At 73.3% G+C, this 24,255-nt stretch carries 25 protein-coding genes; 11 read left to right on the forward strand and 14 right to left on the reverse strand.

Annotated elements, in window-relative coordinates:
• Positions 1–14 precede the first annotated feature (14 nt).
• Complete coding sequence (locus EDF34_RS11860; protein WP_233575351.1) at positions 15–746, forward strand: glycosyltransferase family A protein; 732 nt, start codon at positions 15–17, stop codon at positions 744–746.
• On the opposite strand, the gene EDF34_RS11865 is transcribed toward EDF34_RS11860, so the two are convergent.
• The 9 genes from EDF34_RS11865 to EDF34_RS11905 form a co-directional block, all read right to left on the reverse strand.
• The gene (locus EDF34_RS11865) at positions 734–1,597 is read right to left on the reverse strand and encodes an NAD(P)H-hydrate dehydratase (RefSeq protein ID WP_123371692.1); all 864 of its coding nucleotides are present in this window, start codon (positions 1,595–1,597) and stop codon (positions 734–736) included. The genes EDF34_RS11860 and EDF34_RS11865 overlap by 13 nt on opposite strands.
• On the reverse strand, positions 1,587–2,330 hold the full coding sequence (locus EDF34_RS11870) for a histidine phosphatase family protein (RefSeq protein WP_123371693.1): 744 nt from the start codon (positions 2,328–2,330) through the stop codon (positions 1,587–1,589). The genes EDF34_RS11865 and EDF34_RS11870 overlap by 11 nt, the downstream gene beginning before the upstream one ends.
• A complete protein-coding gene (locus EDF34_RS17875; protein WP_123371694.1) occupies positions 2,327–2,734 on the reverse strand; it encodes a hypothetical protein in 408 nt (135 codons plus the stop codon). Before EDF34_RS17875 ends, EDF34_RS11870 begins: the two co-directional genes overlap by 4 nt.
• A gap of 2 nt (positions 2,735–2,736) precedes the next feature.
• Positions 2,737–3,810 (reverse strand): YihY/virulence factor BrkB family protein, encoded by a 1,074-nt coding sequence (locus tag EDF34_RS11880; RefSeq protein WP_123371695.1) that lies wholly within the window; start codon positions 3,808–3,810, stop codon positions 2,737–2,739.
• 61 nt (positions 3,811–3,871) lie between these two features.
• Positions 3,872–4,507, reverse strand: coding sequence for a DUF3618 domain-containing protein (locus EDF34_RS11885; protein WP_123371696.1), 636 nt, complete (start codon positions 4,505–4,507; stop codon positions 3,872–3,874).
• Positions 4,507–4,917, reverse strand: a complete 411-nt coding sequence (locus EDF34_RS11890; RefSeq protein WP_123371697.1) for a phage holin family protein — start codon at positions 4,915–4,917, stop codon at positions 4,507–4,509. The genes EDF34_RS11885 and EDF34_RS11890 overlap by 1 nt, the downstream gene beginning before the upstream one ends.
• Positions 4,914–5,615, reverse strand: a complete 702-nt coding sequence (locus EDF34_RS11895; protein ID WP_123371698.1) for a hypothetical protein — start codon at positions 5,613–5,615, stop codon at positions 4,914–4,916. Before EDF34_RS11895 ends, EDF34_RS11890 begins: the two co-directional genes overlap by 4 nt.
• 222 nt (positions 5,616–5,837) lie before the next feature.
• Entirely contained in the window at positions 5,838–7,091 is a 1,254-nt protein-coding gene (locus EDF34_RS11900; RefSeq protein WP_233575352.1) for a glycosyltransferase, read from the reverse strand.
• Entirely contained in the window at positions 7,088–8,122 is a 1,035-nt protein-coding gene (locus tag EDF34_RS11905; RefSeq protein WP_123371699.1) for a hypothetical protein, read from the reverse strand. Before EDF34_RS11905 ends, EDF34_RS11900 begins: the two co-directional genes overlap by 4 nt.
• Before the next feature lie 87 nt (positions 8,123–8,209).
• On the opposite strand from EDF34_RS11905, the gene EDF34_RS11910 reads away from it, so the two are divergent.
• Genes EDF34_RS11910 through EDF34_RS11925 form a run of 4 tightly spaced genes read left to right on the forward strand, consistent with a single transcriptional unit; the run spans position 8,210 to position 12,259 of the window.
• Positions 8,210–9,325, forward strand: a complete 1,116-nt coding sequence (locus EDF34_RS11910) for a glycosyltransferase (RefSeq protein ID WP_233575353.1) — start codon at positions 8,210–8,212, stop codon at positions 9,323–9,325.
• A complete protein-coding gene (locus tag EDF34_RS11915) occupies positions 9,322–10,428 on the forward strand; it encodes a glycosyltransferase (RefSeq protein ID WP_123371701.1) in 1,107 nt (368 codons plus the stop codon). The genes EDF34_RS11910 and EDF34_RS11915 overlap by 4 nt, the downstream gene beginning before the upstream one ends.
• The gene (locus EDF34_RS11920) at positions 10,425–11,453 is read left to right on the forward strand and encodes a glycosyltransferase (protein ID WP_123371702.1); all 1,029 of its coding nucleotides are present in this window, start codon (positions 10,425–10,427) and stop codon (positions 11,451–11,453) included. Before EDF34_RS11915 ends, EDF34_RS11920 begins: the two co-directional genes overlap by 4 nt.
• Positions 11,450–12,259 carry a glycosyltransferase family 2 protein gene (locus tag EDF34_RS11925; RefSeq protein ID WP_123371921.1) on the forward strand — a complete coding sequence of 270 codons (810 nt, stop codon included), beginning with the start codon at positions 11,450–11,452 and terminating at the stop codon, positions 12,257–12,259. The genes EDF34_RS11920 and EDF34_RS11925 overlap by 4 nt, the downstream gene beginning before the upstream one ends.
• Here EDF34_RS11925 and EDF34_RS11930 read toward each other — a convergent pair.
• Together EDF34_RS11930 and EDF34_RS11935 are read right to left on the reverse strand one after the other, a co-directional pair.
• Complete coding sequence (locus EDF34_RS11930) at positions 12,216–13,448, reverse strand: glycosyltransferase family 4 protein (protein ID WP_158615085.1); 1,233 nt, start codon at positions 13,446–13,448, stop codon at positions 12,216–12,218. The genes EDF34_RS11925 and EDF34_RS11930 overlap by 44 nt on opposite strands.
• 26 nt (positions 13,449–13,474) lie before the next feature.
• A complete protein-coding gene (locus tag EDF34_RS11935) occupies positions 13,475–14,317 on the reverse strand; it encodes an SDR family oxidoreductase (protein WP_123371704.1) in 843 nt (280 codons plus the stop codon).
• A gap of 164 nt (positions 14,318–14,481) precedes the next feature.
• Between EDF34_RS11935 and EDF34_RS11940 the strand changes: the two genes are divergently transcribed.
• The 5 genes from EDF34_RS11940 to EDF34_RS11960 all read left to right on the forward strand — a co-directional run bounded on the left by EDF34_RS11940 (position 14,482) and on the right by EDF34_RS11960 (position 18,906).
• The gene (locus EDF34_RS11940; protein WP_123371705.1) at positions 14,482–15,681 is read left to right on the forward strand and encodes a zinc-dependent alcohol dehydrogenase; all 1,200 of its coding nucleotides are present in this window, start codon (positions 14,482–14,484) and stop codon (positions 15,679–15,681) included.
• Between the two features lie 162 nt (positions 15,682–15,843).
• Positions 15,844–16,815: a manganese catalase family protein gene (locus EDF34_RS11945; protein WP_123371706.1), complete on the forward strand. Its 972-nt coding sequence runs from the start codon at positions 15,844–15,846 to the stop codon at positions 16,813–16,815.
• A 91-nt stretch (positions 16,816–16,906) separates the two neighbouring features.
• Positions 16,907–17,575 carry an alpha/beta fold hydrolase gene (locus EDF34_RS11950; protein WP_255414193.1) on the forward strand — a complete coding sequence of 223 codons (669 nt, stop codon included), beginning with the start codon at positions 16,907–16,909 and terminating at the stop codon, positions 17,573–17,575.
• 117 nt (positions 17,576–17,692) lie between these two features.
• Positions 17,693–18,709: an iron-containing redox enzyme family protein gene (locus tag EDF34_RS11955; RefSeq protein WP_123371922.1), complete on the forward strand. Its 1,017-nt coding sequence runs from the start codon at positions 17,693–17,695 to the stop codon at positions 18,707–18,709.
• Entirely contained in the window at positions 18,706–18,906 is a 201-nt protein-coding gene (locus EDF34_RS11960; protein WP_123371708.1) for a CDGSH iron-sulfur domain-containing protein, read from the forward strand. Before EDF34_RS11955 ends, EDF34_RS11960 begins: the two co-directional genes overlap by 4 nt.
• Positions 18,907–18,912: 6 nt before the next feature.
• On the opposite strand, the gene EDF34_RS11965 is transcribed toward EDF34_RS11960, so the two are convergent.
• From EDF34_RS11965 to EDF34_RS11975, 3 genes are all read right to left on the reverse strand, one after another.
• Positions 18,913–19,710: an HAD family hydrolase gene (locus EDF34_RS11965; RefSeq protein WP_123371709.1), complete on the reverse strand. Its 798-nt coding sequence runs from the start codon at positions 19,708–19,710 to the stop codon at positions 18,913–18,915.
• The gene (gene serS, locus EDF34_RS11970) at positions 19,707–20,990 is read right to left on the reverse strand and encodes a serine--tRNA ligase (protein WP_199737857.1); all 1,284 of its coding nucleotides are present in this window, start codon (positions 20,988–20,990) and stop codon (positions 19,707–19,709) included. The genes EDF34_RS11965 and serS overlap by 4 nt, the downstream gene beginning before the upstream one ends.
• A gap of 69 nt (positions 20,991–21,059) precedes the next feature.
• A complete protein-coding gene (locus EDF34_RS11975) occupies positions 21,060–22,952 on the reverse strand; it encodes an alkyl/aryl-sulfatase (RefSeq protein ID WP_123371711.1) in 1,893 nt (630 codons plus the stop codon).
• A 101-nt stretch (positions 22,953–23,053) separates the two neighbouring features.
• Between EDF34_RS11975 and EDF34_RS11980 the strand changes: the two genes are divergently transcribed.
• Positions 23,054–24,205: a diacylglycerol kinase family protein gene (locus EDF34_RS11980; protein WP_123371712.1), complete on the forward strand. Its 1,152-nt coding sequence runs from the start codon at positions 23,054–23,056 to the stop codon at positions 24,203–24,205.
• Positions 24,206–24,255 lie beyond the last annotated feature (50 nt).

The raw sequence follows: 24,255 nt of genomic DNA on the forward strand, positions 1-24,255 counted from the left end.
TGACCGTCTCGGTCGTGATCCCCACCCGCGACGACGCCGAGGCTCTCGCCGTGTGCCTCGCCGCACTGCGCCGGCAGACCGTCGCGCCGTGGGAGGTCGTCGTCGTCGACAACGGCTCCTCGGACGAGAGTGCTGCCATCGCCGCGGCGTGGGGCGCGCGGGTCGTCTCCGAGCTGCGCGTCGGGATCCCCGCCGCGGCGGCCGCGGGGTACGACGCGGCGAAAGGGGACGTGATCGCTCGCCTGGACGCCGACTCCCGCCCGGACGAGGGGTGGGTGGAGCGGATCGCCGCGCGGATGAACGCCGACCCGGAGCTCGTCGCCCTGACAGGCACGGGCCGCTTCGTCGACCTGCCCGCGTGGTCGCGGACGGTCATGTCCGCCGCTTACCTAGGTGCGTACTACCTGTTCGCCTACCTCGCGCTCGGGCACGCACCGCTGTGGGGCTCGAGCATGGCCGTGCGGCGCGAGGCGTGGCTGGCGGTCCGCGAGGACGTGAGCCTGGAGGACGTGCACGACGACCTCGACCTCGCCTTCGCGCTCGGCCCGCACAGGCGGATCCGCTTCGACCGAGCGCTGACCGTCGGGGTCTCCGCTCGCTCCTTGCGCGGCCGGGCACAGCGTCGCCGCCGGCTGGACCGAGCCTGGCGGACCTTGCGGCTGAACTGGCGTCAGGCACCCCCGTGGCGACGGTGGTGGCACCGGATCGCCGGCCCACGGGCTGACGGTGCCGCTCAGGCGACCTGATACTCGAGCAGCACACTCGGCAGCGTCGAGACGAGCTCCCGAGCCAGGAAGCCGACGGGACCCACCGACGCCGCCAGCCGATCACCGGCGCCGGAGTGCAGCGCGAGGCCCCAGCAGGCGGCCCGGGGCAGGTCGGTCCCGCTCGCGACGATGCCGGCGACGGCGCCGGCCAGCACGTCGCCGCTGCCCGACGTCCCGAGGCCCGAGTGACCGCTGCCCGAGGCCCACGCCCGACCGTCCGGTGCGGCGACGTGCCCCGACAGGACGACGACGGCGCCGTACCTCACGGCGACGGCTGCTGCTGCCGCCGGTGCGGCACGTTCCGGCCCGTCGAGCAACCTGGCCGCCTCCGCAGCGTTCGGGGTGAGGACCACCCTGCCGGCGAGCACGCGCTGCGCGGCCGGCACATCGGGCAGGACGCCGAGCGCGAAGGCGTCGAGGAGGACCGGCGTATCGGCGGGCAGCATCGAGCAGATGTCCTCGATGACGGCCCGGGAGCCGTCGGGGTGGTCCAGACCCGGTCCGATGACGACGACGTCCGCACGCTCGACCTCCTCGGCCAGACGCGGTCCCGACGCTCCCGTCACCGAGCCCGAGCGGGATTCGGGCAGCCCGACGACGCCCGCCTCAGGTACAGCGGTGGCAACGCCGGCGGCTGCCGACGACGCCACGGCAAGGGTCAGCCGGCCCGCCCCCACCCGGAGCGCCGCCTCTCCCGCGAGCATCGCCGCACCGGGCGTGGTCAGCGAGCCGCCCACGACCAGCACCCCTCCGCGATCGTCCTTCGAACCCCTGCGGTCCGGCAGCGGCCACGAACGCAGGAGCGCCGGCGTGATCGGCTCAGCGGACATGGTCCGTGTCTCCCTCGTGGCGCGTGATCGGGACGTCGAGCTCCGCGAGGTGGGCCACGTCGTCGAAGGAGCTGGTCCGCCAGCCCTCGTCGGCGCGGTCGATGATGCTCACCGAAGCGTTGCGCACGCCGTGGGCGCGGACGAGCTCGAACAGCCCCTCCTCGGTCAGGCCCTCCAAGACGTAACGGACGAGTGCCACGACCGCGTCGTGCGTGACGACGAGGACTCGCCGGCCGTCCTCGCGCCGTTCGGTGTCGGCAAGGAAGGAACGCAGCCTCAGGGCGACGTCGGCCCATGACTCGCCCCCGGGCGGCCGGTAGTAGAACTTGCCCAGCAGCGCACGCCGAGCAGCCTCGTCGGGGAACAGGTGGGCGATCCCGCGAGAGGTCAGCCGATCGGTGATGCCGAGCTCGCGGTCTCGCAACCGCTCGTCGAGCCGCACCGGCACGTCCACGCCGGCGGCGTCCAGCGCAGCGGCTGCCGTCTGCCGAGCCCGCAGGTACGGCGAGCACCAGACCACGTCGGGACGCTCGGCCCGCGGGACGGCCGCGAGCCAGGCGCCCAGCGCGCGGGCCTGAGCGGTGCCGCGCTCGCTGAGCGGCGTGTCCGCGTCGCGAGTCTCGATCTCCAGGACGTCGGCGCCTGCTCTCTCCGCCGCCGCGGCGGCCAGATTCCCGACGCTCTCCCCGTGCCGGACGAGGACGAGCCGGCTCGCTCCGGACGCCGTACTCACGAGGCGTCCCTCGCCCTGGCGGGCCAGGCCAGCAGCACGCACAGATCGCGGTCGCCGCTGGTACCGGTCAGTGTGGCCCTGGCTACTGCTCGCACCCCTGCCACCTCGAACATCCACAGCTCCCTGTCGGCGATCCGCGCCCACGACGCCGGCAGTCGGCCTAGCGTCGTCCCCTCCCGGGTTCGCACCGAGACCTGACTCTCGGGTTCTCGCGCCAGCACCACACGAAACCTCCCGAGGAGGTCCCGGCGCCAGTCGCTGACGTCGTGCTCGGACTCGCGGAAGTCGACGACCCGGACCGTGACGTGCCCTCCGGCGGCCGGGAACTCGCGCTCCCCGCTCGTGGAGGTCGCCGACCTGGCTCCCGCGTCGGTCGCGATGCCCTGTGCCTCTCGCCCCTTCACCCTCAGTGCCCTTCCGTGTGGTCGCGGGGCGGGTCCGCCTGCTCGCGCAGTGCCTTCCCCCGCTCGATGTCCTTGTCGAGCTTGGCCTGCTTCTTGTCGCTCGCTTTGGTGTCGCGCGGGGGGAGCTGAATGGTCTCCTCGGCGGCGATGCCGCCCTGCAGCTCACGTCCTCGTTCGACCTCGGCGTCGAGCTCGGCGCCGAACAGCAGCGCCAGGTTGGTGATCCACAGCCACAGCAGCAGGACGATGACGCCCGCGAGCGACCCGTAGGTCTTGTCGTAGCTGGAGAAGGTCGCGACGTAGAAGGCGAAGGCTGCCGAGGCGAGCACCCAGACGAGGATCGCGACGACCGCACCGAGGCTGACCCACCGGAACTTCGGCTGCTTCACGTTCGGGGTGGAGTGGAACAGGATCGCGACGGCGGCGACGACGAGGACCACGACGACCGGCCACTTGGCGATGTTCCACACCGTGACGAAAGCGTCGCTGAGCCCGATGGTCTGCCCCACCGAGCTCGCCACCCCGCCGGAGAGGACCACCATGGCGACGATGAGGACGGCGATGACGACGAGCACGAGCGTGACGAGCAGCAGAGCGGGCCGCAGCTTCCAGATGGGCCGGCCCTCGTCGACCTCGTAGACCCGGTTCATTCCGCGGCTGAACGCGGCGACGTAACCCGACGCGGACCAGAGGGCCAGCACGAGGCCGATGACCAGTGCGAGCCCCGCGGACGGAGCCTGGGTGAGGCGTTCGAGAACGGGAGTGACGCTGTCGGCCGCGGAGGTCCCGCCGACGTCCTCGACGATCTTCGCCACGTTGTCGACCATCGCCTGCGGATCCCCGACCAGCCCGAAGAGCGACACGACGGCCAGCAGGGCCGGCGCGATCGCCAGCACGGCGTAGTAGGTCAGGGCCGCGGCGAGGTCGGTGCACTGGTCCTTGCCGAACTCGCGCAGGGTCTTGCGCACGACGTAGAGCCACGAGCGCTTGCTCAGGTCCCCGGGCGAGTCGGGCTTGCGCGGGTCCTCCGGGTCGGGCGCGTCGGCCTTCGCGGTGGCGGTGTCTTCCTGGGACACAGATCATCCTCCAGCTCCGGGTGCGGGGCGAGGCACGCCGTCGTGCCTCGCCCCGCACGTCCTACAGGCCCCGGCTCTCCCCGCTGAACGGGTCGTCGGCGACGTGCGCACCCCCGCCGTCGGTCGGCCCGTCGTCGTCGTGCTCAGAACCCGTGGCCTGCGCCTTGACGTCCTGAACCGCCGATCGGCCCTCCTCCTGCACGTGCGCGGCCGCCTCGGTGGCCGTGTCCTTCACCGCCGCCGCGGCGTCCTGCGCGGGCGCCTTGAGGTTCGCTGCGACATCCTGCGCCGCGCCCTTGACGTCCTCGACGAACGGAGCGGCCTGGTCCTTGGCCGACGTCGCGAGGTCCTGCTCCTGACGCGTCGAGGGCAGCAGGGAGGCGACGAGCCACCCGGCGCCGAAGGCGATCAAGCCCGCGGCGAGCGGGTTGCCGCGAGCTCGTTCGCGCGCCGTCCCCGGCAGCGCAGAGGTCTTGCCCGCGAGCGAAGAGGCCGCCGAGCTGGCCGAGTCTGTGCCGTCGGACACGCTGCCGATGACGCGGTCCTTGACGCCGGACGCCGCGGACTTCAGCTTGTCGGCCTGACGGTGGGCCGCCTGGCTGGGGCTGACCTTGTCGGACAGGGCGTCGACGTCGGAGCTCAGCTCGGAGCGGGTGCGCTCGATGTCGGCGCGGATCTGGTCGGGATCGGTGCTCATCAGTTCTTCTCCTCGTGTCCTTGCAGGGCGTTCGGGATCTTCTTGACGGACTCCGCGGTGCGCGGCAGTCCCTTGACGCGGCGGGCCTCGGCCCGGCCTCGGACGAAGAGCACGGCGCCGATCACGCCCCACACCACGGCGACGACGAGCGCGGCCCAGGACCGGCCCATCGCGTTCCCGAGCGCCCACCACAGCCCGACGCTGAGGAACAGCAGGACCATGTGCCCGGCCACGCCTGCGCCGGCGAACATCGATCCGCCCTTGGCGGCCTGCTGCGCGGACTGGCGCACCTCGGCCTTGGCGAGCTCGACCTCTTGGCGCAGCAGCGTCGACAGGTCACGCGTCACGTCACCGAGCAGGTCACCGACCGACGCGCGGGGCGGGGCCTCGCCCGGCACCGAGTCGCTCACAGCCCACCACCGCCGTAGGTGGCGGCCGTCGGCGTGCTCTCGTACGACGACACGGGCGGCGACGGGTACTCGCGGTCCGCGGGAGTCGGTCCGGCCTGCGACGGCGCGTCGGTCTGCGACGGGCTGTCCTTCAGCGCGCGGGTCAGGCGACCGACGAGCAGACCGGCGCCCGCAGCGACGAGCAGGAACGTGCCCGGGCGACGACGCGCGAACGACCGCACCTCCTCGAGGACGTCCTGCGGCCCGTGTCCCTCGAGCCAGTCCCCGACCTCTCCGGCACGCCGGCCGAGGTCCCGGGCGAGGTCGCTCGCCACGCCGGGCTCCGCCGGTGCGGAGGCCATCTCGCCGAGCTGGTCGCCGAACGAGCGCAGGCCCGTCGCGAGGCGCTGCTGCTGGCCGCTGGTCTGGTCGGCCAGCTCGCTGCGCGTCTGGTCCCACAGGTCGCGAACTTGGCGCTGCGCCTCCTGCTTGACGTCGCTCGCGCCGCTGCGCGCCTCGCCCAGCAGGGAGCTGGCGGCGTCGCCCGCGGATCCGGCGACGTTCTTGGCCTTCTCAGCGGCGCCACCGGACTCCGTGCCGGCACCTGCGCCACTGGTGGATGCGTCGTCGAGGGCGGGCGCGTGCAGGGCACTGGTCCGGATCGGCTCGCTGGGTGCTTCGCCTGCCGCAGGGACCGCGCGGGTGTAGTCGTCAGTCATGAGGTGGCCTCGTCTTCTGGATGGGATGGCCTGCACCGCGGGCGCTGCCCGCCGGTACGGCACTCAGGGCGGTGTCACGCGCGATCGCGAGCGTCGCGCTGGTCGGCGCCGGGTGACGTTTCCTGCCCCCCCGGGCGGTTGGACGGACCCTGCGCTGGGCCCGACAAATGGGACGGTATGTCGACCCGTTCGTGCCCGCCACCCGAAGCGGCACGCGTCAGGTCAGGCCCATCCGCCCACATACGCGGCGACGTCGGGCGCCTGTGTGATGACCCTGCAGTCGGCGGTCCGGGCCTCCCGAACCGGGAAGAGGCCCTGGTCGTTGTGGCGCTCGGACCTCGCCACCGCGCGACGCGAGACCACGCGCACGCACGGCGTGCCCGCGGCGTCGGACAGTGTCAGCACCCCCAGCTGCTCGGCCGCGACCCGCTCGACCGCCCTCCGCAGGGCGCCAGGGCTCAGGTACGCAGGCACCACGATCTCGACGTCGAGGCGCACCCGGTCGTAGATCCGGCCGGCGTCCGCGGCCCGGCCGTCGATCGCAGCCTGCGGCAGGTCCGCCAGGACCTGGTCGGCGAGCACGAACCGCGCGGCCTCGTCGAGGCCGTGCGGCAGCTGGACCAGCACGTCGACGTGCCGCGGCACCTCACCTCGCGGACCGGAACCCGGCAGCGGCACGAGCTCAGCCAGGCGAAGCGCCTCGTCGTTCCTCGCGGCGAGCAGGCCCTCCGGTCGAGCGGACGCGTCAGGCCCGTCGTGCCAGGCCACCGCACCCGGCACGTGCGCGAAGACCGCGCCGGCGAGCCACGCGCGGTAGGCCCACTCCCAGTCCTCGCCGCCGTACGAGGTGAAGCTCTCGTCGTACCCGCCGCTGGCCTCCAGCAGGCTGCGCGAGCACGCCGTGACGGCTCCGATGACGTAGCGATAGCTGCGGTCGTCGGCGTCGAGCAGGTCACGGGACCGTTGGTATGCCTCTCGCAGCCATCGGGGTTCGGGCAGCTCGTGCGCCGGGCCGGCCAGCTCGACGGGATCCTCGGCGAGCACGTCGGCGAGGTTCGCGTGGCGCCGTCGCCCGACGGTCACGCAGTCGGGGGAGAGTGCGGGCAGGCGCGTCAGGGCCCGGACGTAACCGGGCTCGGGCGCGGTGTCCGCGTCCAGCTGCACGATCAGGTCGTGCCGCGCGGCGGCGATCCCGAGGTTGCGGGCCGCCGCGAGCCGGAAGCCCCGGTCCGCCTGACGCGCGAGTCGGACCCCCGGGGGGACCTCGGGGGCGACCGGAGATCCGTCGTCCACGACCACCACGTCCAGCAGGTCAGGCGGATAGTCCTGCGCCCCGACGGCCGCCAGGGTGCGGGCCAGCTGCGCGGGCTGGTCGTAGTGAGCGATCACGACGGAGATCGGGGGCAGGGGATCCGGGTAGAGGCCGTCGAGCAGGTCCCACCGGTTCTGCGGGAGCGCGCGAGGTCCGGGCGTCACGCCGTCTGCCAGACCGCGAGGTAGGACCTGGCGGCATCGGTGAGGTCGGGTCGCAGGTCCGCCGACTCGGTCAGCCACGTCGAGCTCGGGTCACGCCACGCCGCTCCGACGGCCGCCCACAGCTGCTCGGGCTCGACGAGCTCGACCAGCCCCGGTCGCAGCCGGTCCATCTCCTCGCTGTACCGGGAGCGGAGCACGATCGCCCGACGCCCGTGCTCAGCCCACTCGAGCAAGGTGCGCGACGCGGACACGTGCTGGTGGGCGACGACGGGGACGCCGTTGCCCGCGAGCTGTGCGCGGTACTCCGGCCGATCGAGCACTCCAGTCACCTCGAGCGACGCGCCGGCCGCAGCGATGGCGTCTCGCAGGTCACTGAGCTCTTGCTCGTGGCCAGGGGACGAGCCGCCGATCGCGACCACCTGCACCGCGCCGGTTCCGCCGGGCGTCGTGACCGCGGCCCGCACCGCCGCATGAGCGGCCTCGAGGTGGCCCTTGCCGGGGTAGACCCAGCCCGCGACCAGGACGCGGAGCTCACCGCCACGCGCGGCGCGCGCTCCGGGCGCCGGGGCGACGGCGCGCGCCGATCCGAGGGGGACCACGTACGCATCGGCACTGACGTCCGCGCCCACATGGTCGCGAAGCAGCGCGCGCTCGTGCTCGCTGCTCACCACGACGCGTCGGGCCGCACGCGCCATCCGGCCGTAGCCCGCAGCCCGGCGCTCGAGACGGCCCGGCCCGTCGGACGGCTGCGGAACGTCATGCAGGGTGATCGAGACGTCGCAGCGCGCCGCCACCTCGTCCAGGACGTCCGCTGCCGCGGACGGCGAGCTGCCGAGCAGGTGGTCGGTGACGTGGACGTGCAGCGGCCGCCCGCCCGACGCCAGGCCGACGAGCTCCGCGGCGTCAGCGACCGGGACGATCCGCGCAACCGGCACCAGCCCGGCCACCGCCGACGCCAGATCGGCGGCGTAGCCGCTCACGCCGTGCCCAGGCGGGCCGAGGATGACGAGGTCGGGGCAGGGCGTCGGCATGGAGGCATCGTCGTCCAGTCGCGGGTCCGGGGCGACCGGGACAGACTGACGCCACCGCAGACCCGGATCGACGACATGGAGGCAACCTTGGGGGCACCGACCCACCTCGCCACCCGTGCCGGTGCCCGCATGATCCGCGTCGCGTCCGTCCCGGCGAGCCACCCCTACGTCCGCGCGGTGACTGCCGACCCCGACATCGTGGTCCTGCCCGACCCGCCCGTTCCCGGCGGCGCACCGGGCCAGTGGTGGCCCCCCGTCGTGCTCGACGCGGCCTGGGTCGAGCGGCACGCGGAGGACGCTGACGTCGTGCACGTCCACTTCGGCACCGAGTCGTTCGGGCTCGCCGAACTCCGCGCGGCGCTCGATGCGGCGCACCGGGTCGGGTGGCCGGTCGTCATGACCGTCCACGACCTCGAGCACCCGCAGCTCCGCGACCAGGACCACTACGTCGCACAACTGGGCATCTTGCTCGAGCTGGCCGACGCCGTCCTGACCCTCACCCCCGGAGCCGCCGACGAGGTCTGGCGCCGGTGGGGCAGGCACGCGACGGTCGTCCCCCACCCCCGGGTGCTGCCACCGGGTTGGTCCGCTCCCCATCCCGACCGGGCCGCTCCGGGCGCGCGCAAGGTCGCGACGCACCTCAAGGACCTCCGGCCGGGCATCGACGCCCCCTCAGCGGTCCGTGCCCTGGCCGACGCGTCCCGGGGCCTGGTCACGGCGGGTGCGGACGTCGAGGTGCACCTGCGGGACCGGACGCGCGACGACCCTCTCGCGGCAGCGCTGCGCGCGCAGTGCGCGTCCGAAGGGCTGACCCTGGTCGAGCACGCGCGGTTGGACGACGACGAGCTCGCCGCGCACCTCGCGACGCTCGACGCGTGCCTCCTGCCCTACGGCCACGGCACGCACTCCGGCTGGCTCGAGCTGTGCTGGGACCTGGGCGTCCCCGTCATCGTCCCGCGGATCGGCTTCCTGGCAGAGCAGCACGAGGACGGCAGCGTGCTCTCGATCGCGCCGTTCGACCAGCCCGAGGCGGTCGGTGACCTGGAACATGCGCTTGACCTGGCGCTTCGTATGCCCTCCGCACGGAGCACTGACCGGCGCGAGATCGTCGCGCGCCGGGCCCAGGAGCGCGCGGTGGCCGACAGGATCGTCGTCGAGACCCATCGCGCGCTCTACAGCCGGCTCGTCGAGGGCGCGCGATGACCACGTCCCTCGACATCCTGGTCGTCGCGCCGCTGCGCTTCCCGCTCGGCCCCCCGCACGCCGGCGGGCTCGAGTCGATGGTGTGGAACGAGGTGCGCGCCCTGCGCGACCGCGGGAACCGGGTGGACCTGATCGCCGTCGAGGGCTCGGACCAGCTCGATCCCGGGCATCCCGAGTTCCGTCTGCCGCGGGTCATCTGGGGATCGTCCGCCGAGGCCACCGACGCGACCTGGCCGGCAGCCTCTTTGGGCCGCACGGTCGCGGCGCTCGACGACGCGCTCGACGAGGTCGGGGCAGCCCGGAGGTGGGACGTCGTGCTCAACCACTGCCTGCACCCGCTGCCGCTACGTCGGGCCCACGAGCTCGGCGCGCCCATGGTCACGACGTTGCACACGCCGCCGGAGACCTCGCTCGTGTCCGCCGCGCGCGCGGCGCCCGAGTCGGCGACCTTCCTCGCGGTGAGTGAGCACACCCGGGCGGCGTGGGCCCACGCGGGCGTCGCCGCCACCCTCCTGCACAACGGCGTGTGCGTCGACGACTGGCCGCTCGGCCCGGGCGGCGACGACCTCGTGTGGTTCGGTCGGATCGTGCCCGAGAAGGCCCCGCACCTCGCGATCGAGGTCGCCCGGCGGCTCGGTCGACGCATCGTCCTCGCGGGCAGGGTGGGCGACGAACGATACATGCGCGGCGTAGTTGGGCCGATGCTCGGCCCCGACGCACGGTGGAGCGGTCACCTCGACCAGGCGGCACTGGCGAGTTTGGTCGGGAGGAGCGCGGTCACGCTGGTCACCTCGGTGTGGGCGGAACCCTTCGGCCTCGTCGCACCGGAGTCGCTGTGCTGCGGGACGCCGGTGACCGGCTTCGCCGTCGGCGGCCTGCCCGAGGTGCAGCACAAGAGCGTCGGCATGGCCCTTGGGCCGGCCGACGACCTCGACGCCCTCGTCGATGCCGCCGCCGTCCTCGCCGCCCGCGGCCGAGCACCATCCTTCCGCCGAGCGGTGCACGATGCCACTCGGGAGTCGTTCTCCCTGGACGCTCGGGTGCACCGCCTCGAGGCGGTCCTCCAGCGCGCCGTGGCCACCGCGGGGCAGGAGGTCGCGTGACCCGACCGACTGTCGCCTGGTACGTGCACCACCACGGATCGGGCCACGCCACTCGGTTGCGCGCCATCGCCGCCCACCTCGACGAGCCGGTGGTGGCGCTCGGTTCGATGGACCGACCCCCGGAGCTGCCCGATCACGTGGCATGGGTGAGGCTGGAGCGCGACGACGAGCAGGAGCCGGGCCTCGCCCCGCCGGCTGAGCTCGACCCGACCGTGGGCGGGCTCCTGCACTGGGCGCCGCTCGGGCACCAGGGGCACCGACGCCGGCTCGCCCGCCTGGCGGAGGAGCTCACACACCACGCAGCCGGAGCCCTCGTGGTCGACACCTCCGTCGAGGTCGCCCTGCTGGGCCGGCTGCTCGGCGTCCCGACCGTGGTCGTGACGCAGCCGGGCCGGCGGGACGACGCCGCGCACGCGCTCGGGTTCGCGGCGGCGACCCGGATCATCGCGCCATGGCCCGAGCGGCTGCTCAGGCCGGACCACCTGGCGCCGGTGCAGGAGTCCGTGGTCTTCACCGGCGGCATCAGCCGGTTCGAGGGGTGCCAGCCGGATCCACCGCGGCCCGGCAGCGTGCTGGTGCTGGCGGGCGGAGGCGGGGCCGCCGTCGGTGCCGGGGACCTGGCACGAGCCCAGGAGGCGAGCCCTGACCGCACCTGGAAGCTGGCAGGGACCCTCGGGGACGCGTCGGGCGCATGGAGCGCGGACCCCTGGCCGGACCTGTCGTCAGCCGAGGTCGTCGTCACCTGGGCCGGGCAGAACGCGATCGCCGACGTCGCGGCTGCGAGCGCGCGGGCGGTCGTCGTCCCGCAGTCCCGTCCGTTCGACGAGCAGCACACGACCGCCCGCGCGCTGCGGGACGCCCGGCTCGCCGTGGTCCAGCCGGCCTGGCCGGAGCCGGAACGCTGGGCCGAGGTCCTCGATGAGGCGGACCGGCTCACGCCCAGCTGGGAGCAGTGGGAGGTCGACGGGGCGGCCCGTCGCGCCGCGGCCGTCGTCCACGCGGTCGCGACCGGGGCGGCGCGGTGAGCACAGCCGTCATCACGGTCTGCTCCGACGGCCGGCTGGCGCACCTGCGGCACCAGGCGATCGGGGTGCGGCGCCAAGGTGCGGACCTCTACGTCGTCACCTGGGTCGGCGAGGACCCCCCGGGGCCGCTCGATGCCGACCACGTGGTGCACGTCGCGCCCGGCCACGACGGGCTCCGTGTCGCCGCGGCCCGCAACGCGGGCGCGGACCTCGCCGTGCGCCTCGGCGCTGACGTGCTCGTCTTCCTGGATGCCGACTGCGTCCCCGGCGCGGAGCTTCTCGACCGGTACGCGGCAGCGGCCCGTGCCCGGCCCGAGGCGGTGCTGTGCGGACCTGTCACCTACCTGCCACCGGACGTCGACGTCGACGAGCCCGCCGAGCTCGTCAGCCGCACCGATCCGCACCCGGCCCGCCCGGCACCGGCCGACGGCGCGTTGCGCGACGCCCTGCCCGAGGAGTACCCGCTGTTCTGGTCGCTCTCGTTCGCCGTCACCGCGGCCACGTGGCGATCCGGTCCGCGCTTCGACGAGAAGTACGAGGGCTACGGCGCCGAGGACACCGACCTCGCGTTCCAGATGCGTGCGAGCGGCACACCGCTGGTGTGGGTCGGTGGCGCGCACGCCTACCACCAGCACCATCCGACGCAGTCCCCGCCGTGGCAGCACCTCGACGACATCCTGCGCAACGGGGCTCGGTTCGCGGCGCGCTGGGGCACGTGGCCGATGAGCGGCTGGCTGGACGCCTTCGCCGCCGCGGGCGCGATCAGCTGGGACGGCTCGACGTGGCGCCGGTCCGCTCCCGCCTGACCGGCCCGAGCAGCTCGTCGGCGGCGGTCAGGAGCAAGGGCGCGACCCGCTCCGGGGCGTAGGCGTCCGCGGAACGGGCCGCCGCCTGGCCGAGTCGGTCGCGGAGGGTCGCGTCGTCCAGCAGCCGCGCCACGGCGCGAGCCAGACCATCGGCATCGCCGGGAGCGACCATCAGGCAGTCCTCCTCGTCCGCGCAGAAGTCGTCGAACCCGCTGCCGCGCGTGACGACGACGGCCGCACCGAGTGCCTTTGCCTCGAGCGCGGCGTTGCCGAAGCCCTCCCACAGCGACGGGCACGTCACGACCGCCGCGGCGCGCACCCACGCGTGCAGCTGCTCCGCGGGCACGTGGCCCACGAGGTGCACGCGGCCGCGTGCGTCCGCCGGGACGAGATCGAGCAGGTCCCGCTTGTCAGGCTCGAACCGCGCGTCGCCGCTCGACCCGGCGAGGACCAGGTGGGCGTCCGGATGCGTGCGGCACAACCGCCCGAACGCGGCGGCCGCCTCGAGCACACCCTTGCGCCGCTCCAGCCGGCCGACGAAGAGGATGGTCGGGCCCGTGCGGGGCCACCACCCGGGCACCGATCCGGCCTGCGCCAGGGACCGGATTCGCGCCAGGTCGACCGTGTTCGGCACGACCCTCGACGGTGGGAGTCGGCCGAGCATCTGCCCGCTGCGCGCGGCCATGGCCCGCGAGATGGCGATGACCCCGGCGGATCGACGGATCTGGCGTACCTCCAGGTGCGACTGCACCACCTGGACCGCGCCCCGGCGCCAACCGAACGACGCCGGCGAGTAGCCCGACACCTGGTTCTGCAACGCGGTGCTGGTCGCCAGGTTGGTCAGCAACGGCGTGCGGCGTGCCAGCGATGCGCCGAGCGCGCCCCACTCGGGGAGGAAGACACGGTCGTAGGAACGGGCGCGCGACGCGCGGGCGACAGCGCGAGCACGCTGCGCTACGGCCAGCACGCCGCGGCCGCGGATGGGTGCGGTCCCGAGCAGCGCGACACCCCCGGGGGCCGAGGTGGACGTGAGCGGCTCGCCGGCCAGGACCAGCAGGTCGACGTCCGCGCCAGCCGCCACCAGCGCGGGCAGCAGGCCGGCGTAGTGGGTGCCGATCCCGCCCGTGTAGGTGGTCAGCCCCTCGTACTCGGGCGTCGCGACGAGCCATCGCCCGCCGTCCGGACTCACCGGACGGGCCCGCTGGCCCGCCGGCGTCAGGCGCGGCGCCACGCGTCGGTGACGAGGTGAGAGCCGGCCATCGGGCCCATCGTGAGCATGCCGCCGTCCACGGCCCAGGACGCCCCCGTGACGTAGCCGCCGTCGGGCCGGCACAGGAGGCGGACGACGGAGGCGACCTCCCGCGCGTCTCCCGGACGACCCAGCGGGACGCCCGGGCGGGCGGCCTCGAGGGGCGACTCGTCCTCCTGCCCGGTCATCGGCGTCGCGATCTCGCCCGGCGCGACGGCGTTGACGGTGATCCCGTGCTCGGCGAGCTCGAGTGCTGCCACCTTCACCAGGAGGCCGAGCCCGCCCTTCGCCGCGCAGTACGGCGCCGCACCCACGCGCGGCGCGTGCTCGTGGACGCTCGTGATGGCCACGATGCGGCCGCCGCTGCCCTGCTGGACGAGGTGGTGGGCACTGCGCTGCAGGCACAGGAACGCGCCGTCGAGGTCGACGGCGAGGACGTCACGCCACTCCTGCCACGTCACCTCCAGGAAGGGCGTCGCCGTGCCCGTGCCGGCACTGAGCACGACCGCGTCGAGCCCGCCCATCGCTCCCACGGCCTCGTCGACGACGCCAGGAGCTGACGTCGGGTCGGTCAGGTCCAGGTGCAGGAGGTGCGGTCGGGCGCCACGCGCGGTGACCTCCTCGGCCGTGCGGCGGGCTCCCTCCTCGTCGGCGTGCCACGTCAGCGCGACGTGCTCCGCGTCGTCGGCGAGCGCGACGGCACAGGCTTTGCCGATGCCCGAGTCGGCGCCGGTCACCAGGACGCGACGCGGTCCCGGGCCCGCCGTGGGGTCGGGCAGCCGGGGATCGGTGGATCGGGGGTCGGCCATCGCAGTCACACCCTTCGTGGGGAGGGATTCGGCCCGCTGCCGGACCGCCCGCCCAGGCTAAGCATGGCCCGCGGCGACCGCCTCCGGTCGCCCGATCGACGCGTTCGGCGCACCCTGGGTTCGGGCGCGTACAGGTGCGCCACCGACGACACGAGGAGCGGACGATGCGCGCACTGACCTGGCAGGGAACCGAGAACGTGAGCGTGGAGACGGTCCCCGACCCGCGCATCGAGGAACCCACCGACGCGATCATCAAGGTCACATCGACCGCGATCTGCGGGTCCGACCTGCACCTGTACAAGGTCCTGGGCATGTACCTGGATGCGGGCGACATCCTGGGCCACGAAGCCATGGGCGTCGTCGAGGAGGTCGGCTCCGCTGCGGGCAGCCTCGCCGTCGGCGACCGCGTCGTCATCCCGTTCAACATCTCCTGCGGCACGTGCTGGATGTGCTCACGCGGGCTGTTCGCGCAGTGCGAGACCACGCAGGTCCGCTCGCAGGGCACCGGCGCCTCCCTGTTCGGGTTCACCAAGCTCTACGGCCAGGTCCCGGGTGGGCAGGCCGAGTACCTGCGCGTGCCCCAGGCGCAGTTCGGCCCGATCGTCGTGCCCGACGACGGCAGCCCCGACGAGCGCTACCTCTACCTGTCCGACGTCGCACCTACCGCATGGCAGGCCGTCGAGTACGCCCAGGTTCCGCCCGGCGGCACGGTCGTCGTGGTCGGCCTCGGCCCGATCGGCCAGATGGCGGCCCGTATCGCCGCGCACCGGGGAGCCTCGAAGGTCATCGGCCTGGACCTGGTGCCCGAGCGGCTCGAGATGGCCCGCCGCCACGGCATCGACGTCATCGACATCAGCACCGTCGACGACCTCGCCGAGGCGGTCCGGGACCTGACCGGCGGCCGCGGACCGGACTCCACGATCGACGCTGTCGGCATGGAGGCCCACGGCTCGCCCGCGGCGTCCGCCGCCCAGAAGCTGGCGGGGCTGCTCCCCGACGCCGTCGCGCGGCCGTTCATCGAGAAGGCGGGCGTGGACCGCCTCGCGGCGCTGCTCACCGCGTTCGACCTCGTGCGCCGCGGTGGCACGGTCTCGATCGCCGGGGTCTACGGCGGCGCGATCGACGGGCTGCCGATGATGCAGCTGTTCGACAAGGGCCTGACGCTCCGGATGGGGCAGGCCAACGTCAAGCGCTGGATCGACGACCTGCTCCCCCTGGTCCAGGACCCGTCCGACCCGCTCGGCGTGCTCGACCTGCGCACCCACCGCCTCCCGCTCGAGCAGGCCCCTGCCGCCTACGAGATGTTCCAGAAGAAGGACGAGGGCTGCATCAAGGTCGTGCTCGACCCCGCTGTCGCTGTCTGAGTCCCTGGGATCTCTCCCGAGGTCCGGGGCAGGAAACGTCCGTCGGGCCTGAGCCGCGCACCATCGTGCGCCCGACCTTCCTCCAAGGTGCGACGACGCCGACGCACCTGCGCTCCGCGGACTCATCCGAGCTCCGCGCCCACCACGAGTGAGGGACCGACCATGTACCTGCACGTCCAACGTCTCATCCACGACATCGTCGCCGACGAGCCCGATCCCGCAGCTGCCAACGCGCTCCAGGAGGGTCTGGGCGGGCAGTTCGGCGAGATGCGCACGATGATGCAGTACCTGTTCCAGAGCATCAACTTCCGCGGCCCGGCCGCCAAGCCGTACCGCGACCTGCTGCAGGGGATCGGCACGGAGGAGATCAGCCACGTCGAGCTCATCGGCACGACGATCGCCCGGCTGCTCGACGGGTCCCCGCGCTACAACGGCAAGAAGACCGACCCGCTCGACAAGCCGGGCGCCGGCGGCGACGTCCCCCTGAGCCTGGCCCTCGACCAGGGCAACATCCACCACTGGCTCGTGGCCTCGCAGGGTGCGCTCCCGGTCGACTCGGCCGGCAACCCGTGGAGCGGCTCCTACGTCTACAACTCGGGCAACCTGGTCCTCGACCTGCTGTACAACCTGATGCTCGAGTCCACGGGCCGGCTGCAGAAGTGCCGGATCTACGAGATGACGGACAACAAGACGGCGCGCTCGACGATCGCCTACCTGATCGTGCGTGACCAGGCGCACGAGAACGCGTACGCGAGGGCGCTCGAGACGCTCGGCGTCGACTGGGGCAAGCTGCTGCCGATCCCGAAGACGAACGCGGAGCGCTTCCCCGAGGTGAAGAAGCTGGTGGACCTCGGCCTGCAGAGCAAGCAGTACTCGTTCGACCTGACCGCCTCCTCCGAGGCCGGGAAGATCTTCCAGGGCATGTCGCCGTCGAAGGACGGCACCACGCTCGACGCGAGCGAGCAGGCGCCGGCTGGTGTTCCCTCGACGATCGCCGAGGAGCGGTTCGAGGAGTTCTCCCCCGGCCTGGACACCGAGCTGCTCGCGCTCATCCAGGCCACAGCCGACCTCGAGATGGCAGACATGATGCCGCCGCTCTACGCGCCGGTGCCGCCGGAGACACCCACCACCTGACACGCTCCGGTCGCGCCCGACACCTGCTCGGGCGCGACCGTCGCGTCCGACCGCCTCACGATCGGATCCCCTTGACCTACCACGTCGCGTCCTGGTCCACGGACTGGGCATGTCGCACCGCTATCTCGCCCGTCTCCACCGGGAGCTCGTTCGTGAGGGAGCAGTCCACAGCGTCGTCCTGCCAGGCTTCGGGGGAACGCGCAAACCCTCCGGCGTGATGTCCGTCCCTGACGGAGCAGCGCTCCTGGGGGAAGCGCTGGATGCGCTGGGCATCGCCTGCGCCGTCCTCGTCGGCCACTCCATGGGCGCCCAGTTCGTCACCGAGCTCGCGGTGCAGCGGCCGTCCCTGGTCACGCACCTCGTCCTCGTCGGCCCCGTGACCGACCGCGCCCGCGCCCGACCGCTGGCCCAGGCCCTCGACCTGACGCGGAACTCCCTCCGGGAGTCGCCGTCGGGCAACGCGCTCACCGTGACCGACTACCTTCGGTGCGGTCCGCGCTGGTACCTGACCGAGCTGGCGCCGATGCTGGAGTACCGCACGGACGAGAGGTTGCGGCGCGTCACGGCGCCCACGCTCGTGCTCCGCGGAGGTAACGATCCCGTCGCCCGGGGCCCGTGGTGTGCGCACCTGGCGGGTGCGGCGCCGGCAGGCACACTCGTGGAGATCCCCCGCCACCGGCATCTCGTCCAGCACACGGCCGCGCACGCCACGGCTGCCGTGGTCGTTGAGCACTCCCGTCAGGATCTCGCGATCGGGTAGTCCCGGGGGCGGCGATGACGTCACCCCCGCCCCGGTTGCGCGGACTGCGTGCCGTGCGAAAGTGAGCGGGAGGCCGCTCAGGACAGGGGCGCGCCACACGCGCACGAAAGAGTGACGATGAAACTGCCCCACCCTCGCGGCTCCCTCAGCCATGCCGTGATCGACCTGCTGAGCTCCCCGGTCGCTACCTCGAACCAGCCGCGGCTGGCGGACGAGGCCTCCACCGCGGTGGGGGCGACGTCGGACATCGTGACCGACGACGACCTCCAGATCGCGCTCTACGTCATGTACGAGCTCTCCTACCGGGGCTTCGACGGCGTCGACGACGACTGGGAGTGGGACCCTGAGCTGCTGCGGGCTCGCCGCGTGCTCGAGGATGCCTTCGAAGCGGCGGTGCGAAGCCGCGTGCAGGTGCCCACCGACGTCGCGCCGGAGCGTGCCGCCGTCGCGACCACCCTGTTCGCGATGACCGCCCCCACCCCGGGGCCGAGCGTCGCCCGATACGTCGCCAAGCGCGCGACGCGCGAACAGCTCGACGAGCTCCTCGTCCTGCGCTCGATCTACCAGCTCAAGGAGGCGGACCCCCACACGTGGGCCATCCCCCGGCTGACCGGCGGCCCCAAGGCGGCACTCGTCGAGATCCAGGCCGACGAGTACGGCGGCGGCGACCCGGAGCGGATGCACTGCGAGCTGTTCGCACGCACGATGCGCGGCGCCGGGCTCGACGCGGAGTACGGCGCCTACGTCGAGCGGATCCCCGCGATCACCCTCGCCACGCTGAACCTCATGTCCCTGTTCGGCCTGCACCGCCGCCTGCGCGGCGCGACCGCCGGGCACCTCGCGGCGTTCGAGATGACGTCCTCCCTGCCGAACCGCCTTTACGGCGACGGGTTCCGGCGGCACGGGTTCGACGAGGGCACCACGGAGTACTTCGACGAGCACGTCGAGGCGGACGCGGTGCACGAGCAGATCGCCGGCCGCGACCTGGCCGGAGCGCTGGCCCAGCAGGAGCCCGAGCTGTGCGAGGACATCCTGTTCGGCGCGGCGGCCTGCCTCTACCTGGACGACCTCGGCGGCGAGCACACGCTGTCCGCGTGGACTGCCGGGCGCTCGGCCCTGCGAGGGATCGCGTGACGGGCACGCGCCCGACGACGATCGTCGCGTGCCCGGACGGACCGATCTTGGTCCGCGGCGACGCGCGTCTCGTCGACGAGGACGGCAAGCCGGTCGAGCGGCGGCGGGCGACGATCGCGCTGTGCCGGTGCGGCGCCTCGGCGATCAGACCGTTCTGCGACGGCACCCACAAGGCGATCGGCTTCAGCGCACCCTGATCGGGGTCAGACCAGGAAGCTCCGCAGCACCTCGAGCGCGCCGTCGTCGTCGATCGTCCCGGTGACCTCGTCGGCCGCGGCCCGGACCGACGCCGTCGCGTGGCCCATGGCGACGCCGCGGGCGGCCCAGCGCAGCATCTGCACATCGTTGCCGCCGTCGCCGATCGCCGCGGTCTCGAACGGCTCGACCCCGAGGGTCCGCCGGATCGCCTCGAGCGCGCTCGCCTTGGAGACCCCGCCGGGCGTCAGGTCGAGCCAGGCGCTGTAGCCGACCGCGTACTCGACCTCCTGCAGGCCGACGCGCTCGACGAGCTCGTGGAACTCCTCGGGGCTGGCGCCGGGCGCTCGGATCACGACGCGGGTGGCCGGGGTCGTCAGCAGCTCGTCGAACGAGACGACCTGCTTGGTACCGGACAGCTCGCCCTCGGGGAACTCGCCCGTGAGCCGGAACCCCACCCCGAGGTCCTCGACCGCGTACAGCGCGTCCGGCAGCTCGAGCGCGAGAGCGCGCAGGGCGGGCGCGGGGTCGAAGGTGACGACGTCGGTGATCTCGTACCCGTCCGGCAGGGCGGGGTCGAGGCGCGAGGTCACCGCGCCGTTGGAGCTGACCGCCCACCCGGTGGACAGGCCCAGCTCGCGGGCGATCGGGATCGTGGCGTGCACCCCGCGGCCCGTGGCCAGCACCACGTGCCGACCGGCGTCGCGCAGGGCACCCACCGCCTCATGGACGGCCTCGGTGATCACCCCGTCGTACGACATCAGCGTGCCGTCGATGTCCAGGGCGATCATCCGAGCGCGGCTCACTTCACCGGCTCCAGCACCTCGAGGCCGCCGAGGTAGGGCCGCAGCCCCACCGGCACATAGATCGAGCCGTCCTCCTGCTGGTGGTTCTCCAGCAGCGCGACGAGCCAGCGGGTGGTGGCCAGCGTGCCGTTGAGCGTGGCGACGGGCCGCACGGACCCGTCGGCCGTCCGCTCGCGCACCCCCAGGCGGCGGGCCTGGTACGTGGTGCAGTTCGAGGTGGAGGTCAGCTCGAGGTAGCGCTGCTGGCTCGGCAGCCACGCCTCGCAGTCGAACTTGCGGGCCGCGCTCGAGCCGAGGTCGCCCGCGGCGGTGTCGATGACCCGGTAGGGCAGCTCCGCGAGCGCGAGCATCTCCTGCTCCCAGCCCAGCAGGCGGCGGTGCTCGTCGGCCGCGTCCTCGACCGTCGTGTAGACGAACGCCTCGACCTTGTGGAACTGGTGCACGCGGATGATGCCGCGGGTGTCCTTGCCGTACGAGCCGGCCTCGCGCCGGTAGCAGGCCGACCAGCCCGCGTACCGCAGCGGGCCGCCCGACAGGTCCAGGATCTCGCCGCTGTGGTAGCCCGCGAGGGCCACCTCCGAGGTGCCGACCAGGTAGAGGTCGTCGGCCTCGAGCCGGTAGATCTCGTCGGCGTGCGCACCCAGGAACCCGGTGCCCGCCATGACCTCGGGCTTGACGAGCGTGGGGGTGATGACCGGGGTGAAGCCGGCCGCGAGCGCGCGGTCGACGGCGGCGTTGAGCAGCGCGAGCTCGAGGCGCGCGCCGATGCCAGTGAGGTAGTAGAACCGCGCGCCGGACACCTTGGCGCCACGCTCGGTGTCGATCGCCTTGAGGCTCTCGCCGAGGTCCAGGTGGTCGCGCACGACGAAGTCCGCGCCGTACTCGGCCGCGAAGTCGCGGGGCGTGCCGACGTGCTCGAGCACCACGAAGTCGTTCTCGCCGCCCGCGGGGACGCCGTCCTCGATGACGTTGCCGATCCGGCGGGCCAGCTCGGTGGAGCGCTCCTCGGCGGCGTCCGCATCGGCCTGCAGGGCCTTGACCCGCTCCGACAGCGCCCGGCCGTGCGCGAGCAGCGCCTGCTTCTCGTCGCCCTTGGCGGCGGCGACGAGCTTGCCGTGGGACTTCTGCTCGGCGCGCAGGGTCTCGTACTCGGTCAGGGACGAGCGACGCAGCGCGTCGGCGTCGAGGACCTGGTCGACGAGGCCGGGGTCGTCGCCCCGCGCGACCTGGCTGGCGCGCACGACGTCGGGATCATCACGGAGCAGACGGAGATCGATCACCTGCGTCACCCTACCGACGCGAGCAGGTGGCCCCGACCTCATACCCGGTCAGGGCCACCCGCGACGCGATCAGGGCAGGACGATGTCGAACGCGGGGTCCGGGTCGTCGAGCGAGCCCAGCAGGCTCGACCAGCGGCCGGAGTCGCCGTCGGCGGTGATCGAGCCGTCGGCGACCGACGCCTCGAACTTCCCGGGCACGACCGCCGCGAGCGTGAAGCTGAGCCGGTCGGCCGTCAGCGTCAGGTCAGGCACGGCCGGGTCGTGCGGGCTCGGCAGCTCGTGCGAGAGCACACCGTTGGCGAGGCGCACCCGGTACGCCGTGCCGTCGATGACCCAGTCCGTCAGCAGCTTCTCGTCCCACGAGCCGGGGCCGTCGACGCGGATGGCGAGGGCGTCGAAGACCTGGTCGATCGTCAGGGCCGCGAGGATGTCCGCCGAGGCGGTCTGGGCCGGCGTGCCGAAGTTGCCCGAGCGCAGCTCGACGGCACCCGAGAGGAAGAAGTTCCGCCACGTGCCGTTCTCGGAGCCGTACCCGAGCTGGGTGTAGGTGTCGGCGAGCAGGGCGGAGGCGGCGGAGGCGGCGGGGTCGGCCGGGTCGGCGAACAGCACGTGGTTGAGCACGGTCGCCGCCCAGCGGTAGTCGCCGTCGTCGAACGCCGCCTGGGCCGTGGCGACGGCAGCCTGCGCCCCGCCGAACGCCGCGACGTAGCGCGTCGCCAGCTCGACCGGCGGGTGCTCCCACAGGTGGGCGGGGTTGCCGTCGAACCAGCCCATGTAGCGCTGGTAGATCGCCTTGACGTTGTGGCTGACCGAGCCGTAGTAGCCGTGCGTCCCCCACGCCTTCTCGAGCGCGGGCGGCATGACGATGGACTCCGCGATCTCCGCGCCGACCCAGCCCTGGTTGATGCGTCGCAGGGTCTGGTCGTGCAGGTAGGCGTAGAGGTCGCGCTGGGTGGACAGGAACGCGACGAGCTCGTCGCGCCCCCACGTCGGCCAGTGGTGCGACGCGAACACGACCTCGCTCTGGTAGCCGTGGAGGTTGATCGCCTCGGTGAGGTAGGCCGACCACACGTGCGGGTCGCGGACGACCGCGCCGCGCAGCGTCAGCAGGTTGTGCAGGGTGTGCGTCGCGTTCTCGGCCATGCAGAGCGCCTTGAACCCGGGGAAGAAGAAGTTCATCTCGCTCGGCGCCTCGGTGCCGGGCGTCATCTGGAAGACGATCTCCACGCCGTCGACCGTCTCGGTCTGGCCGGTGCTCGTGATGTCCAAGGTGGGAGCGATGAGCGAGATCGTGCCGGTGCTCGTCGTCTGGCCGAGCCCGGCGCCGACCTGGCCGTCGGCGCCCTTCTCGAGGGCGGCGCCGTACATGTAGCCGGCGCGGCGGGACATCGCAGTGCCGGCGTAGACGTTCTCCGCGACGGCGTGCTCCATGAATCCGGACGGCGCCAGGATCGGGCAGCGGCCCGCCTCGACGTCCTCGAGCGTCGTGACGCCCTTGACGCCGCCGAAGTGGTCGACGTGCGAGTGCGTGTAGATCACCGCGGTCACCGGCCGGTCACCGCGGTTGCCGCGGTACATCTCGAGCGCCGCTGCCGCGGTCTCCACCGAGATCAACGGGTCGATGACGATGACACCCGTCTCCCCCTCGACGAACGTGATGTTCGACAGGTCCAGACCCCGGACCTGGTAGATCCCCTCGACGACCTCGTAGAGGCCCGCCTGGGCGACCAGGCCGCTCTGCCGCCACAGGCTCGGGTGGACGGTGCCGGGGTTCTCGCCCTCGAGGAACCCGTAGCCGGCGACGTCCCAGAGCACGCGACCGTCGCCGTCGACGACCTGCGGTGGTGCGGGGACGAGGAGGCCACGCGAGGCGGCTTCGGCGTCCCGCGTGTCGTCGAACGGCAGGGACTCGCGAGCGGCGTCGTGCGTCGCCCGGACCGCAGCGCTGACTGCGTCTGACATGGCTCCTCCAAGGTGGTGCGGCTGGTCAAACCGACCTTAGGCCCCAGAGCGCCCGGAGGTGGGCCCTCGCCCAGATCGCGCCCGCCCCGTAGATTGCGCCTGTGACCTGGGTCGGATGGGTGTCGATCGCCGCCGGAGTGCTGGCCGTGGCTGCCATCTGCATCGCCGTGGTCGTCTACCGCCGGCAGGGGTCCCTGCACCGCCGCCTCGAGTCCGGGGTGAGCCCGGCCGCCCGCGGCCTCGCGCAGGAGGTCGACGAGGGCGGCGCGCTCGTCGCGTTCGTCGCCAACCCCTCCAAGCCCGACGCCGCCGACCTGCACGCCGGCGTCCGCCGCACCGCCCAGGAGCTGGGCCTCGCCGAGCCCATGTGGCTCGAGACGACGATCGAGGACCCGGGCGTGGGCCAGACCCGCCAGGCCGTGGCGGCGGGCGCGGACGTCGTGGTCGCCGTCGGGGGGGACGGCACAGTCCGGGCCGTGGCCGAGGGGCTCGTCGGCACGCGGGTCCCGATGGGGCTGGTGCCGATCGGCACGGGCAACCTGCTCGCGCGCAACCTCGACCTGCCCCTGGGAGACCCGCTCGCCGCGCTCCGCATCGCGCTGACCGGCCGGGACCGGACCATCGACGTGGGCTGGCTGCGCGTGCTGCGGTTCGAGTCCGAGGTCAAGGACAAGGTCGCCGAGGCGGCCGACGAGCTGCCGCCCGACTCCGACCAGCCGCGCGACCACATCTTCCTGGTCATCGCCGGGCTCGGCTTCGACGCCGCGATGGTCGCCGACGCGGACCCCACCCTCAAGGCCAAGGTCGGCTGGATCGCCTACTTCGTCGCGGGGATCCGCCACCTGCGCGGCGACCGGACCCGCGTGCACGTGCGGGTCGACGACGAGAAGGCGACCACGACCCGGTTGCGCAGCCTGCTCGTGGGCAACTGCGGCAAGCTCCCCGGCGGCCTGGTCCTGCTGCCCGACGCGCAGCTGGACGACGGCTGGCTCGACCTCGCCGCGATCGACGCCCGCGGCGGGATCGCGGGCTGGGCGCAGCTCTTCGGCGAGGTGGTGCTGCAGGGCTGGGGCGTGCCGAGCAGCCGGGCGCCGAAGATCGGCCGCATCGACCACCGGCGCGCGCGCGAGGTGCGGATCGTGGTCCCGGGCGGCGAGCACGCGCAGGTCGACGGCGACGTCGTGGGGCGCGTCGTGGAGGTCGCGGCTCGCGTGGACCCCGGTGCCCTGGTGGTCCGGGTCGCGGCGGTCTGACCTTCCGCTTCCAAGATATAGAGCACCGGGGGGGCTTGCCGCAAGGCCCC

Origin of the sequence: Cellulomonas sp. PhB150 (genome assembly GCF_003755175.1) — a bacterium.
GTDB lineage: Bacteria > Actinomycetota > Actinomycetes > Actinomycetales > Cellulomonadaceae > Cellulomonas.